The organism is Kitasatospora paranensis, from assembly GCF_039544005.1.
Lineage (GTDB): Bacteria > Actinomycetota > Actinomycetes > Streptomycetales > Streptomycetaceae > Kitasatospora > Kitasatospora paranensis.
The window spans coordinates 4,869,467-4,881,399 of the sequence record NZ_BAABKV010000001.1; the positions used below are offsets into that span (position 1 = coordinate 4,869,467).

12 protein-coding genes and 2 pseudogenes are annotated in these 11,933 nt (G+C 73.0%); 9 read left to right on the forward strand and 5 right to left on the reverse strand.

The features are described from left to right. Positions 1-42 precede the first annotated feature (42 nt). Both ABEB13_RS23480 and ABEB13_RS23485 read right to left on the reverse strand, forming a co-directional pair. On the reverse strand, positions 43-1,113 hold the full coding sequence (locus ABEB13_RS23480; RefSeq protein WP_345707081.1) for a bile acid:sodium symporter family protein: 1,071 nt from the start codon (positions 1,111-1,113) through the stop codon (positions 43-45). Between the two features lie 159 nt (positions 1,114-1,272). Then, positions 1,273-1,476 carry a cold-shock protein gene (locus tag ABEB13_RS23485; protein WP_030287184.1) on the reverse strand — a complete coding sequence of 68 codons (204 nt, stop codon included), beginning with the start codon at positions 1,474-1,476 and terminating at the stop codon, positions 1,273-1,275. A 377-nt stretch (positions 1,477-1,853) separates the two neighbouring features. On the opposite strand from ABEB13_RS23485, the gene ABEB13_RS23490 reads away from it, so the two are divergent. The 8 genes and pseudogenes from ABEB13_RS23490 (at position 1,854) to ABEB13_RS23525 (ending at position 10,167) form a co-directional block, all read left to right on the forward strand. Then, complete coding sequence (locus ABEB13_RS23490) at positions 1,854-2,702, forward strand: menaquinone biosynthetic enzyme MqnA/MqnD family protein (RefSeq protein WP_380230237.1); 849 nt, start codon at positions 1,854-1,856, stop codon at positions 2,700-2,702. Positions 2,703-2,898: 196 nt separating this feature from the next. Beyond that, positions 2,899-4,614, forward strand: a complete 1,716-nt coding sequence (locus ABEB13_RS23495; RefSeq protein ID WP_345707083.1) for a serine/threonine-protein kinase — start codon at positions 2,899-2,901, stop codon at positions 4,612-4,614. A 143-nt stretch (positions 4,615-4,757) separates the two neighbouring features. Beyond that, a complete protein-coding gene (gene mqnC, locus ABEB13_RS23500; RefSeq protein WP_345709789.1) occupies positions 4,758-5,948 on the forward strand; it encodes a cyclic dehypoxanthinyl futalosine synthase in 1,191 nt (396 codons plus the stop codon). Then, positions 5,948-6,588: pseudogene (locus ABEB13_RS23505) on the forward strand (amidohydrolase family protein). The gene mqnC and the pseudogene ABEB13_RS23505 overlap by 1 nt, the downstream one beginning before the upstream one ends. Before the next feature lie 261 nt (positions 6,589-6,849). Then, complete coding sequence (locus tag ABEB13_RS23510) at positions 6,850-7,353, forward strand: hypothetical protein (protein WP_345707084.1); 504 nt, start codon at positions 6,850-6,852, stop codon at positions 7,351-7,353. Positions 7,354-7,487: 134 nt separating this feature from the next. After that, positions 7,488-8,180, forward strand: a complete 693-nt coding sequence (locus ABEB13_RS23515; protein WP_100888907.1) for a demethylmenaquinone methyltransferase — start codon at positions 7,488-7,490, stop codon at positions 8,178-8,180. Between the two features lie 81 nt (positions 8,181-8,261). Beyond that, entirely contained in the window at positions 8,262-9,542 is a 1,281-nt protein-coding gene (locus ABEB13_RS23520; protein WP_345709790.1) for a geranylgeranyl reductase family protein, read from the forward strand. A 79-nt stretch (positions 9,543-9,621) separates the two neighbouring features. Then, on the forward strand, positions 9,622-10,167 hold the full coding sequence (locus ABEB13_RS23525) for an FHA domain-containing protein (protein ID WP_345707085.1): 546 nt from the start codon (positions 9,622-9,624) through the stop codon (positions 10,165-10,167). On the opposite strand, the pseudogene ABEB13_RS23530 reads toward ABEB13_RS23525, so the two are convergent. From ABEB13_RS23530 to ABEB13_RS23540, 3 genes and pseudogenes are all read right to left on the reverse strand, one after another. Then, positions 10,154-10,671 (reverse strand): annotated as a pseudogene (locus tag ABEB13_RS23530) (GNAT family N-acetyltransferase). The gene ABEB13_RS23525 and the pseudogene ABEB13_RS23530 sit on opposite strands and share 14 nt — an antisense overlap. After that, complete coding sequence (locus tag ABEB13_RS23535; RefSeq protein WP_425559906.1) at positions 10,668-10,910, reverse strand: MazG-like family protein; 243 nt, start codon at positions 10,908-10,910, stop codon at positions 10,668-10,670. Before ABEB13_RS23535 ends, ABEB13_RS23530 begins: the two are co-directional and overlap by 4 nt. Then, positions 10,910-11,122 carry a hypothetical protein gene (locus ABEB13_RS23540; RefSeq protein ID WP_345710014.1) on the reverse strand — a complete coding sequence of 71 codons (213 nt, stop codon included), beginning with the start codon at positions 11,120-11,122 and terminating at the stop codon, positions 10,910-10,912. The genes ABEB13_RS23535 and ABEB13_RS23540 overlap by 1 nt, the downstream gene beginning before the upstream one ends. A gap of 444 nt (positions 11,123-11,566) precedes the next feature. Here ABEB13_RS23540 and ABEB13_RS23545 point away from each other — a divergent pair, with 444 nt between their 5' ends. Next, the gene (locus tag ABEB13_RS23545) at positions 11,567-11,926 is read left to right on the forward strand and encodes an NADH-quinone oxidoreductase subunit A (protein ID WP_095873518.1); all 360 of its coding nucleotides are present in this window, start codon (positions 11,567-11,569) and stop codon (positions 11,924-11,926) included. The last annotated feature ends 7 nt before the right edge of the window (positions 11,927-11,933 follow it).

Genomic DNA, 11,933 nt, shown 5'->3' on the forward strand with positions numbered 1-11,933 from the left:
CCCACGCCCCCGTCCGACCTGCCGACCCTGCTCGACCGTTGCTCAGCCCGGCGGCTGCTCCCGGTCCGGCCGTCCTCGGTCCAACTGCTCCGGGCCCTGCGGCTCCTCCGCCTGCCGTCCCCAGCGCTGGGCCAGGACGGTGCAGACCATCAGCTGGATCTGGTGGAAGAGCATCAGCGGCAGCACGGTGATGCCGACCAGGGGCGCCGGGAACAGGATCGTTGCCAGCGGGAGGCCGTTGGCGAGCGACTTCTTGGATCCGCAGAGCCGGATGGTGACCCGATCGGCCCGGTCGAACCCCAGCCGCCGGGAGGCCGCGCCGCTGAACGCGAGAACGACGGCCAGCAGCACGGCGCAGATCACCACCAGCCAGATCAACTGGCCGGCCGTCACCCTGCTCCAGACGCCGTCGACCACGCCCTCGCCGAAGGCGGCGTAGACGATCAGCAGGATCGAGCCGCGGTCGACCACCCGGGTCACCGTGCGGTGCCGGACGATCCAGGGGCCCATCCACGGCCGGAGCAGCTGGCCGGCGGCGAACGGGACCAGGAGCTGGAGCACCACGTCCAGCACCTGGCCGCCGCTGACGTGCACGGCCGAGCTCCCGGTCAGCAGCCAGGCGGCCAGCAGCGGGGTGAGCACGATGCCGAGCAGGCTGGAGAAGGTGGCGGCGCAGATCGCCGCCGCCACGTTGCCGCGGGCCATCGAGGTGAACGCGATCGACGACTGGACGGTCGACGGCAGCAGCGTGAGGAACAGCACGCCCCCGGCGAGTTGGGGCGACAGTACGGCGGGTGGCAGCAGCCCTGCCGCCTCGCCCAGCAGCGGGAACAGGACGAAGGTGCATCCGATGATCAGGAGGTGCAGTCGCCAGTTCCGGGCGCCGGCCAGGGCCTCGGCGGGCGAGAGGCGTGCGCCGTAGAGGAAGAAGAGCAGTCCGACGGCGATCTTCACGGCGGCTGCGACCGCGTCGGCGGCGGCTCCGCGGGCGGGCAGCACGGTGGCCAGGCCGACCGTGGCCAGCAGGAGCAGGAGGTAGCCGTCGATGCCGATCCGGTGCAGGGCACGGTCGAGGGTGCGGGCTGCACGGCGGATCCGGGGCGGACGGGGCATACCGTCGATCATGCGACGCGCACCGTGGTCCTGCTGACAGGCAGGGGCCCACCACAGCCGTGGCGGGCCCCCTTGGTACTGCGCGTCGTGCTCTGGTGGCGGCCCGGTGCGCCGCCGGCGGACCCGAAGGTCCCGAGCGATCAGATCATCAGAGGATGGTCAGACAGCGGTGACGTTCTCCGCCTGCGGGCCCTTCGGGCCCTGGGTGACGTCGAAGGTGACCGCCTGGTTCTCCTCCAGCGAGCGGAAACCGTTCGCGTTGATGGCGGAGTAGTGGACGAAGACGTCGGGGCCGCCGCCCTCCTGGGCGATGAAGCCGAAGCCCTTCTCAGCGTTGAACCACTTGACGGTTCCCTGAGCCATGCCGTTCTCCTTGCGAGGGACGTATTGGAGGGCACACCGCGTGACCTCCGGTCCGCTGCGCTGATCGCCCCGCCTCCGGAGTGGTCCGGATTTTTCGCACAGTGCTCAATCAATGCTCAATTGATGCTGTAACTGCTGAAAAACTACGAAAAGCCCGCGGTCACATGCTCCGCAGGCTTCAAGTACTGCAAGGGGAATCAAACTGCAACTGGGGGAGACGTTAGCACGCGGTGGCGGCCCCGACCAGGGGTGACTGAAGGGCACATCGGTGTGTCGCACGGCTGGTGTCGGAGGCCGGGATCGGCAGGCATACCCTGCGAGGAGAGTACGAACAGCAGAGGGAGCACGCGGTGACCGGTCGGGACGAGAGCAGCTCGGTGGCAGTCAGGCCCCGGGTCGGACATATTCAGTTCCTCAACTGTTTGCCCCTCTACTGGGGCCTGGCCCGGACCGGCACCCTCCTCGATCTCGACCTGACCAAGGACACCCCCGAGAAGCTCAGCGACCTGCTGGTCGGCGGCGCCCTCGACATCGGCCCGATCACCTGTGTGGAGTACCTGCGGCACGCGGACGAACTGGTCGTGCTCCCCGACATCGCCGTCGGCAGCGACGGCCCGGTGATGTCCTGCGTGATCGTCAGCAAGGTCCCGCTCGCCGAGCTGGACGGCCGCCCGGTCGCACTCGGCTCCACCAGCCGTACCTCCGTCCGCCTCGCCCGGCTGCTCCTGGAGGAGCGCGAGGGCGTCAGCCCGGAGTACTTCTCCTGTCCGCCGGATCTGGACGCCATGCTGGCCTCCGCCGACGCCGCGGTGCTGATCGGCGACCCGGCCCTGCGCGCCTCGCTGGAGCAGGCACCGCGCCAGGGCCTGGCCGTCCACGACCTGGGTGCGATGTGGAAGGAGTGGACGGGCCTGCCGTTCGTCTTCGCGGTCTGGGCCGCCCGCCGCGACTACGTCGAGCGGCACCCGGAGATGACCGCGGCCGTCCACCGGGCCTTCCTGGAGTCCCGCGATCTGTCGCTCATGGAGGCGGCCAAGGTCGCCGAGCAGGCGTCCCGCTGGGAGTCCTTCGACGCCCCGCTGCTCGAGCAGTACTTCACCGAGGCGCTGGACTACTCGCTCGGCGAGCGCCAGCTCGCGGGCATCGCCGAGTTCGCCCGCCGGGTCGGCCACACCTCCGGCTTCGCACCGGATGTGGCCGTCCGTCTGCTCCAGCCCGTGGGCTGACCCTTCCGTCCCCGACCTCGACCTCGGCCTCGTCCCGCTCCCGTCCCCGACCGTCGCCCCGCCTCGTCCCTTTCCCGCCCGGGCCGACAGGGGGGTCGGGAAACAGGGCCGACGCTGCCCGCGGGGCCGGGCCCGGCGCGGTACTGTCCGGCGGGAGACCGGGTACCGGAGGCGCGGCACCGCGAACGGGGGCGCAATGGAAGCACTGGGTGGTTCGGATCCACGGCAGGTCGGCGCGTACCGGCTGCTCGGCCGGCTCGGCGCGGGCGGCATGGGCCGGGTCTACCTCGGCCGCACCGCGGGCGGCCGCACGGTGGCCGTGAAGGTGGTGCGCGGCGAGCTCGCGGACGACGCCGAGTTCCGAGCCCGGTTCCGTCAGGAGGTGGCCGCCGCACGGCTGGTCGGCGGGCGCTGGACGGCACCGGTGCTGGACGCCGACACCGAGGCCGACCCGCCCTGGGTGGCGTCCGGCTACGTGGCCGGCCCCTCGCTCGACGCCGCCGTCCGACGGCACGGCCCGCTGCCCGTGGCGTCCGTGCACGCCCTCGGTGCGGCACTCGCCGAGGCGCTCGGTCAGGTGCACGGTCTCGGCCTGATCCACCGGGACGTCAAGCCCTCCAACGTGCTGCTGGCCCTGGACGGGCCGCGCCTGATCGACTTCGGCATCGCCCGCGCCCTGGACGCCGCGACCGCGCTCACCCGTTCCGGCTACGTGGTCGGCTCGCCCGGCTACCTCTCGCCCGAGCAGGCGGCGGGCGAGACGGCCGGGCCGTTCGGCGACGTCTTCTCGCTCGGCGCGGTGCTCGCCTTCGCGGCGAGCGGCGTCCCGCCGTTCGGGGAGGGCGTCAGCGCGGCCGTCCTGCTGTACCGGGTGCTGCACGAGGAGCCGGACCTCCGCGGGCTCACGGGCCCGCTGCACGACGCCGTCCGGGCCTGCCTGGCCAAGTCGGCCGCCGACCGTCCCTCCCCGGACGGCCTGCGCGCCCTGCTCGCCCCGGACGCCGCCCCGCTCGCCGACGGTGGCTGGCTGCCGCCCGCGGTCTCCGCCGCGGTCGCCCGCAGCGCGGTCGACCTGCTGGACCTGGAGGCCCACGACCCCGGCCCCACGGCGGTACCGGTCCCCGGTCCCGTCCCCGCCGCGGACGCTCCCGCCGTCCGGCTTCCCGGCGCGGGCCCGGACCGCTCGCCGACCGAGGTGGACCGTCCCGCCGACCGCGTCCCCCCTCACCCTCCCGGCCCCGCCCCCAGTCCCGGCCCGGATCCGGGCACACCGGCCGGGACCGGCCCGGTGCCGCCCGCCCGGCGGCGCGGCCGGCGCCTGCTCGTCCCGCTGCTCGCCGTGGCCCTGCTGGCGGCGGGTGTCCTCGTCTGGGAGGCCCCGTGGGGCGGCACACCCGACGGGCGCAGCCAGGACGGCACCCGCGCCTCCGGCACGTCGGGCATGCCGTCCGCGCAGCAGCCCGGCTCGGCCACCGGTGCCCGGCCGTCCTCCCCGGCGTCCCCGGCCGCATCCGCCTCCGCTTCCGCTTCCGCCTCCGCGTCCGGCACCGCCGGCGGCAGCCTCCCGGTCGGCTACCTCGGCACCTGGAGGGGCACCATCACCACGAAGATCGCCCCGCTGCCGAGCACCTTCCAGGTCGAGTTCACCGCCGGCCGGGTGGGCCAGGTGGTCGGACGGACGGCCAACGCCTCGGCCTTCGACGACACGGTCTGCCGCGGCGAGCTGACCCTGATCACGGTCGGTCCGGACCGGATCGAGCTGCAGGAGCGGCCGGTGGGCAGCGATCCGGCCTGCACCGGCGTGCCGGAGAAGCAGACCTACACACCCAACGGCGCCGGTGTGCTGCACCTGCGGGTCACCGAGGCGCCGCTGGGCTCGGACCCGTCCGGCGACCTGCTGAAGCAGGGGTGATCGGTCGGGGAAAAGCCCTGGCGTAGGCTGGTTCGGTCATTCCGGCCGAGCTTTCCCCACCCGGCCGCGGCGACCCGACGTTGGACAGAAAGAAGGCCCGCCAGGTGTCCGAGCAGACCCTCCCTTCGACCGGGGGCGCCCCCATCGCCACCGACCTGCAGGCCGTTCTCGACCGCGCGGCCGCCGGTGGCCGGATCACCCCCGACGAGGCGCTGGAGCTCTACCGCTCCGCGCCGCTGCACGCGCTGGGCTCGGCCGCGGACGCGGTGCGCCGGCGCCGCTACGCCGGCGTCGAGCACATCGCGACGTACATCATCGAACGGAACATCAACTACACCAACGTGTGTGTGACGGCGTGCAAGTTCTGCGCGTTCTACGTCGCGCCGAAGAGCGACAAGGGCTGGTCGCGGGACCTGGAGGAGATCCTCCGCCGCTGCGCCGAGACCGTCGAGCTGGGCGGCACGCAGATCATGTTCCAGGGCGGCCACCACCCGGACTACGGCGTCGAGTACTACGAGCAGGCGTTCTCCGCGATCAAGGCGGACTTCCCGCAGCTGGTGATCCACTCGCTGGGTGCCTCCGAGGTCGAGCACATGGCCCGGATCTCCAAGGTCTCGGTCGAGGAGGCGATCACCCGGATCCACCGGGCCGGCCTGGACTCCTTCGCCGGGGCCGGCGCCGAGCTGCTGCCGGAGCGTCCGCGCAAGGCGATCGCGCCGCTGAAGGAGTCCGGCGAGCGCTGGCTGGAGATCATGGAGACCGCGCACGGCCTCGGCGTCGAGTCGACCTCCACGATGCTGATGGGCACCGGCGAGACCAACGCCGAGCGGATCGAGCACCTGCGGATGATCCGCGACGTGCAGGACCGCACCGGCGGCTTCCGAGCGTTCATCCCGTACACGTACCAGCCGCAGAACAACCACCTGAAGGGCTCGACGCAGGCCACCGTCTTCGAATACCTGCGGATGATCTCGATCGCCCGGCTGTTCCTCGACAACGTGGCCCACATCCAGGGCTCCTGGCTGACCACCGGCAAGGAGGCCGGCCAGCTGTCGCTGCACTACGGCGCGGACGACCTCGGTTCGGTGATGCTGGAGGAGAACGTCGTCTCGGCGGCCGGTGCCAAGCACCGCTCCAACCTCACCGAGCTGATCCACCTGATCCGGGCGGCCGGCCGGGTCCCGGCCCAGCGCTCCACCACCTACGAGCACCTGCGGGTGCTGGACGACCCGGCGAACGACCCGGTCGACCCGCGGGTGGCCTCGCACATCGCCTCCACCGCCATCGAGGGCGGCACCGCCCACCCGGAGCTGAAGATCCTCTCCGCCAGCTGATGCTGACCCTGCATCGCGGCACGCTGCTCGTCCGCGACCCCGCCGCCCCGTCGATCGCCGACGGGGCGGTGCTGGTCGACGGCGACCGGATCGCCGCTCTCGGTCCGTACCCGGAGCTGGCCCGTGCGGCGGGTGGTGCCCGGGTCCGGGAGTGGCCCGGGCTGATCGCCCCGGGCCTGGCCAATCCGGCCGGAGCCCGGCTGCTGGAGACGCTCTACCACCCCGACCCGCGCGAGGAGCTGGGCACCGGGCCGCTGGCCGTCGCGGTGCCCGAGGCGCAGCTCGGCGGGTCGGCCCGCCGCGGCCTCCAGCGGATGCTGGGCTTCGGTACGACCGCGGTGGCCGGGCCGTTCACGCTGCCCGCGGTCCGGACGGCGGTGTCCCGCTCCGGGCTCGCCGTGCTGCCCGGGGTCGGGTCCGGGCCCGTGGCCGGGGCCGATGGCGGAGCCGGGGCCGAGGGCGGCCTCGACCCCTGGCGGGCCGGCGGCTGGCCGAGGCCGTGCACCGGGTGCTCGTCCCGGGCGGCCCGGCCGACCTCGCCGTGTTCGCGGCGGGTTCGGTCGAGGAACTGGAGGCCGCCGGGGCGGGCTGCTGCGTGGCGACCGTCCTGGGCGGCCGGTTGGTCTTCCGTCGCCGGTGAGGCGCGGATCGGGCCGCGGCCGGTGCCGGCCCGCACCCTGCCATGCACAACTCATACAAACTGATCACTTCTCGTCGTGACCTGAGGGCCCGCCAGCGGATACGATCCCGGACAGTCACTCAGGCATCGGCCCGATGACGCCTTCTCGCCACCGGGCCTCCGAACGGGAGCCCCGTCCGCAGCCAGGACAGGAACGATGCGACCCGCCACCGCCCCCGCCCCGCAGCCGAGCGGCTGGGACGGGGCTGGTACCTCGGGGCCGTGCTGAGCGCCGTGCTCGCGCTCGGCATGTGCCTGCTCGGCTGGCGCCAGGCCGATCAGGCGGACCGGATCACCGCCAACCCCGTCCGCGTCCAGGGCACCGTCATCCAGCTCCCCGGCGGCAGCGCCACCTACAGCGAGGTCGGCTACACCGCCGAGGGCCGCCGGCTCACCGCCGCGGACCTCGCGCTGCCCAGTGGCGCCCGGGTCGGCGGCGCGGTCTGCCTGGAGCACGCCGCCGACGACCCCTCCGCCGTCCGGGTCTGCGGCAACCGCTACCCGCAGCCGCTCGGCATCACCCTCGCCCGCACCAGCGTGCCGGTCGCCCTGCTCTGCCTCGGGCTGTGCCTCGTCCGGATCCTGCGCCACCGGCGGGCCCACCCGGCGGCGGCCGCCCGTCCACGGGTCGGCACCGGTGCCGTGTTCGCCGCCGAGGGCATGCCGGCCCTCACCCACGGCAAGCGCTCGCGCCGCCGCCGGGGCGGCCGCCGCGCCCTGCGCTGAGCCCGGCGCCGCAGCCCCCGGCAGCACGCCCGGGCCGTCCGCGGCACGACCTCCGCGGCCCGGCCCCCGCCACCCCGCCGCTCCGGCGCGCCCCTGGGTGCACGGGTGGCCCCGGTCCGCGCAACAATGGGGGCGTGACCCGAGCCTCCCTGGACAAGCAGCCCCACGAAGTCGCCGCCATGTTCGACGACGTCGCGGAGAAGTACGACCGCACCAACGACGTGCTCTCGCTCGGCCAGGCCCGGGCCTGGCGACGGGCGGTGGCCGACGCGGTCGCGGCCGAGCCGGGCCAGCTCATCCTCGACCTGGGCGCCGGCACCGGCACCTCCTCGCTGCCGTTCGCCGAGGCCGGTGCGAAGGTCGTGCCGTGCGACTTCTCGACCGGGATGCTCGCCGAGGGCAAGCGCCGCCACCCGGAGCTGCCGCTGACCGCGGGCGACGCCACCCGGCTCCCGTTCGCCGACGGCACCTTCGACACCGTCACCATCTCCTTCGCGCTGCGCAACGTCCAGGACACCGATGCCGGGCTGCGCGAGATGCACCGGGTCACCCGCCCCGGCGGCAAGATCGTCATCTGCGAGTTCTCCACCCCCACCTGGACCCCGTTCCGGACGGTCTACACCGAGTACCTGATGCGCGCCCTGCCGCCGGTCGCCACCGCGGTCAGCAGCAACCCGGACGCGTACGTCTACCTCGCCGAGTCGATCCGCTCCTGGCCCGACCAGCCCGCGCTGGCCGCCAAGCTCCAGCAGGCCGGCTGGTCCAAGGTGGCCTGGCGCAACCTCACCGGCGGCATCGTGGCCCTGCACCGGGGTTTCCGCGCGTAAGCGCTGGCTAGACTCAGGTCCAGCCAGCCGTCCGCAGCCCCCGTGCAGGAGTGTGCCCCCGTGTCCGAGACCGCCGTCGACCTGAGTGGCACCGTCGAGAGCAGCGCCGACGTCATCGTGGTCGGCGCCGGCCCGGCCGGGTCCACCACCGCCTACTACCTGGCCCAGGCCGGCCTGGACGTGCTGCTCCTGGAGAAGACCGAGTTCCCGCGGGAGAAGGTCTGCGGCGACGGTCTCACCCCGCGCGCCACCAAGCAGCTCGTCGACATGGGCATCGACGTCTCCACCGACAACGGCTGGCTGCACAACAAGGGCCTGCGGATCATCGGCGGCGGCGTCCGGCTGGAGCTGGACTGGCCCGAGCTGGCCTCCTTCCCTGACTACGGCCTGGTCCGCAAGCGGGCCGACTTCGACGAGCTGCTGGCCCGTCAGGCCGTCAAGGCGGGCGCCCGGCTCCACGAGAACTGCAACGTCACCGGCCCCGTCCTGGACGAGCGCACCGGCCGGATCACCGGGGTCACCGCCAAGCTCGGCGAGGACAAGCGGCCCGTGGTCTTCCGCGCCCCGCTGGTGGTCGCCGCGGACGGCAACTCCACCCGGCTGTCGGTCGCGATGGGCCTGCACCGCAAGGAGGACCGTCCGATGGGCGTCGCCTACCGGACGTACTTCACCTCGCCCCGGCACGACGACGACTACCTGGAGTCCTGGCTGGAGCTGTGGGACACCCGCGGCGGCCAGCGCAAGCTGCTGCCCGGCTACGGCTGGATCTTCGGCATGGGCGACGGCACCTCCAACGTCGGCCTCGGCATCCTCGACTCCTCGCCCGCCTTCGGCGACCTCAACTGGCGCGAGGTGCTCAAGAGCTGGTGCGCGAGCATGCCCGCGGAGTGGGGCTACACCCCGGAGAACATGACCGACCCGATCCGCGGCGCCGCCCTGCCGATGGCCTTCAACCGGCAGCCGCACTACACCCGCGGCCTGCTGCTCGTCGGCGACGCGGGCGGCATGGTCAACCCGTTCAACGGCGAGGGCATCGCCTACGCGATGGAATCCGGCCAGATCGCGGCCGGCGTCATCGTCCAGGCCATGGCGCGGATCACCGACGCCGGCCGGGAGCGCGCCCTGCACCACTACCCGCAGGTCCTCAAGGACGTCTACGGCGGCTACTACACGCTCGGCCGGGCCTTCGTGAAGCTGCTCGGCAACCCGAAGATCATGCAGATGGCGGCCGAACGCGGCCTCACCCACCCGATCCTGATGAAGTTCCTGCTCAAGCTGCTCGCCAACCTGACCGACCCGCGGGGCGGCGACGCCATGGACCGCATCATCAACGGCCTCACCAAGGTCGCCCCGAACGCCTGAGACTCCACCACGGCCCCGTCCCGGCACCGCCGGTGACGGGCCGCTGGACAGGCCAGGTCAGGGGCCCGACAATCGGCCCATGGTGTCAGCAGAAATCGGCGCGCGGGCGGCCAGGCCCTCGGAGGCCGAACGGGAGCGCGCGCTCGGCGCACTGCGCGACGGCGTCGGCAGCGGCCGGCTCTCGCACGACACCTTCATGCGCCGGATGGAACTCGTCCTGGTCGCCCGCACCCGGGCCGACATCGACGAGGCGCTCACCGGGCTGCCCGCCGGCGGCCCGCTGTCGCGCGCGGTGCTGCGGGCCGTGGCCGGCGTCTCCGCCTTCCACGTACGGCTGCGCCGGACGTGGCGGGTGCAGCAGCTCCCCGAGCTCGCGCTGCCGCCGCCGGGGCCCGCACCGCTGCTGATCGGCCGCAACCACGGCAGCGGCCTGCGGCTGTCGGACGCCACCGTCTCGCGCACCCATGCCGAGTTGCGGCACCAGGACGGCGGCTGGGTGCTGCACGACCTCGGCTCTGCCAACGGCACCTACGTCAACGGCAGCCGGGTGACCGGCGCCGTCCGGGTCCGGCCCGGCGACCAGGTCGGCTTCGGCCGGACGTCGTTCCGGCTCAGCGGGGGCTGAGCCGCAGTTCCCAGCGGTCCTCGCCGTCGTGCACCAGGCCCGTCCGGTGCAGCCCGGCCGAGGCCGCGACCGCGCCGGACGCCCGGTGCCCCGGGTGGACGTGCGCCACCACCAGCTCGACCCCCGCCGCGGCCAGCGCGTCGACCAGCGCCCGGGCGGCCTCGCCGGCCAGCCCGCGGCCCTGCCAGGGGTGCCCACCACCCAGGCGACCTCCGCGACCCGGCCCCGCTCGGTGACGGTCGCCTGGACGTAGCCGACCAACCGGTCCTCGGCGCGCAGCCGCAGCACCCAGTTGAACCAGGCCTGCGCGGGGTCGGGCGAGCCGGCGGTCTGCCGCGCGTAGCGCGCCCGCAGCAGCTCGGCGTCCTCCGGCTCCCCGCCGATGAAGGCGTGCAACGCCGGGTCGGCCAGCACCACGGCCATCTCGTCCGCGTCCTCGACCCGCAGCGGCACCAGGTCGAGGCGGCCGGTGGGTGCCGGCTCCGGCGTCCCGCCGGCCGTCACGGCGTGCTCCCGGCGGCCGCCGCGCGGGCGTCGACGAAGCGCAGCCGTTCGGCGAACACCGCTTCCGCGTCCGGGGTGAGGGTGCGCAGCGCGACCATCGCGGTGATCATCACGTCGCACAGTTCGGACCGGACGTCGTCCCAGCTGTGCGTGACGCCCTTGCGCGGGTTCTGCCCGGTGGCGCCGATCACCGCCGCGGCGACCTCGCCGACCTCCTCGGACAGCTTGAGGATCCGCATCAGCCGCTGCTCGCCGGGGGCAGGGCGGCCGCCTCGTCGAGCCGGCCGACCAGCCGGTCGACGGTCTCCCAGTGGCTGCTCTCCATGCGGCGGCTCCTCTGCGCTGCGGCGGCGGGCCTCCCACCGTAGGGCAGGGCCGGTGACGTTCCGGTCACCGGGGTGGCCGCGGTGGCGGCCGGGTTCGGCGCGGCCGTTCCTGCTGCGTCCGCCACGGCGTGAGCGCGGTTCTCGTGAGCTTGTGAACAAAGGGTCAAACGCGTGCAGCACCCCCTCCCCCGAAGGGTGAGGACCTATATCACGTCAACCGAGGGCCTCCGAAATTTGCGATGGCCGCCGCATGATTGATATAGGCGCACGGCTCTGACCAGTCGCTTCACAAATGAATGCGACCGTTTGTGACCATATGCCTTCGTTGGGTGGTTACGCCGTGGCTCGACCGCCTTGGTGGTCGTTTGTCAGGTGGCGCAGATCACAAAGATCGTTCCGAACCGCGTGTCGCAGATCACAAGCCGGGAGGCATAGGATGCGCTCGTTCCAGGCTTTGTGAACTGCCTCACATGCGGTGGATCTCAAGGAATGGATCACGGGATCACCCCAGTGTGACCCGGCGATTCCTATCTGCAGTCAAGGACGACTGGACGGAGGGAGCGGGGGCTATGAATGCCTACGCGCCGATCCTCGTACTCGGTGCCATCGCGGCGGCGTTCGCGGTCGGCTCCGTCGTGATGGCCTCACTGACCGGCCCGAAGCGCTACAACCGGGCCAAGTTGGAGGCGTACGAGTGCGGCATCGAGCCGACCCCGCAGCCGTTGGGCGGCGGGCGGTTCCCGATCAAGTACTACCTGACGGCGATGCTCTTCATCGTCTTCGACATCGAGATCGTCTTCCTCTACCCCTGGGCGGTCAGCTTCGACGCCCTGGGGATCTTCGGGCTGGTCGAGATGCTCCTGTTCATCGCCACCGTCTTCGTCGCGTACGCCTATGTGTGGCGCCGCGGCGGTCTGGAGTGGGACTGACCGCTGA

What these genes read in the sequence shown, in the direction of transcription:
- ABEB13_RS23480 (WP_345707081.1), bottom strand. Translation starts at nt 1,113, where the DNA reads ATGCCCCGTCCGCCCCGGATCCGCCGTGCAGCCCGCACCCTCGACCGT.
- ABEB13_RS23485 (WP_030287184.1), bottom strand. Translation starts at nt 1,476, where the DNA reads ATGGCTCAGGGAACCGTCAAGTGGTTCAACGCTGAGAAGGGCTTCGGC.
- ABEB13_RS23495 (WP_345707083.1), top strand. Translation starts at nt 2,899, where the DNA reads ATGGAAGCACTGGGTGGTTCGGATCCACGGCAGGTCGGCGCGTACCGG.
- ABEB13_RS23525 (WP_345707085.1), top strand. Translation starts at nt 9,622, where the DNA reads ATGGTGTCAGCAGAAATCGGCGCGCGGGCGGCCAGGCCCTCGGAGGCC.
- ABEB13_RS23535 (WP_425559906.1), bottom strand. Translation starts at nt 10,910, where the DNA reads ATGCGGATCCTCAAGCTGTCCGAGGAGGTCGGCGAGGTCGCCGCGGCG.
- ABEB13_RS23545 (WP_095873518.1), top strand. Translation starts at nt 11,567, where the DNA reads ATGAATGCCTACGCGCCGATCCTCGTACTCGGTGCCATCGCGGCGGCG.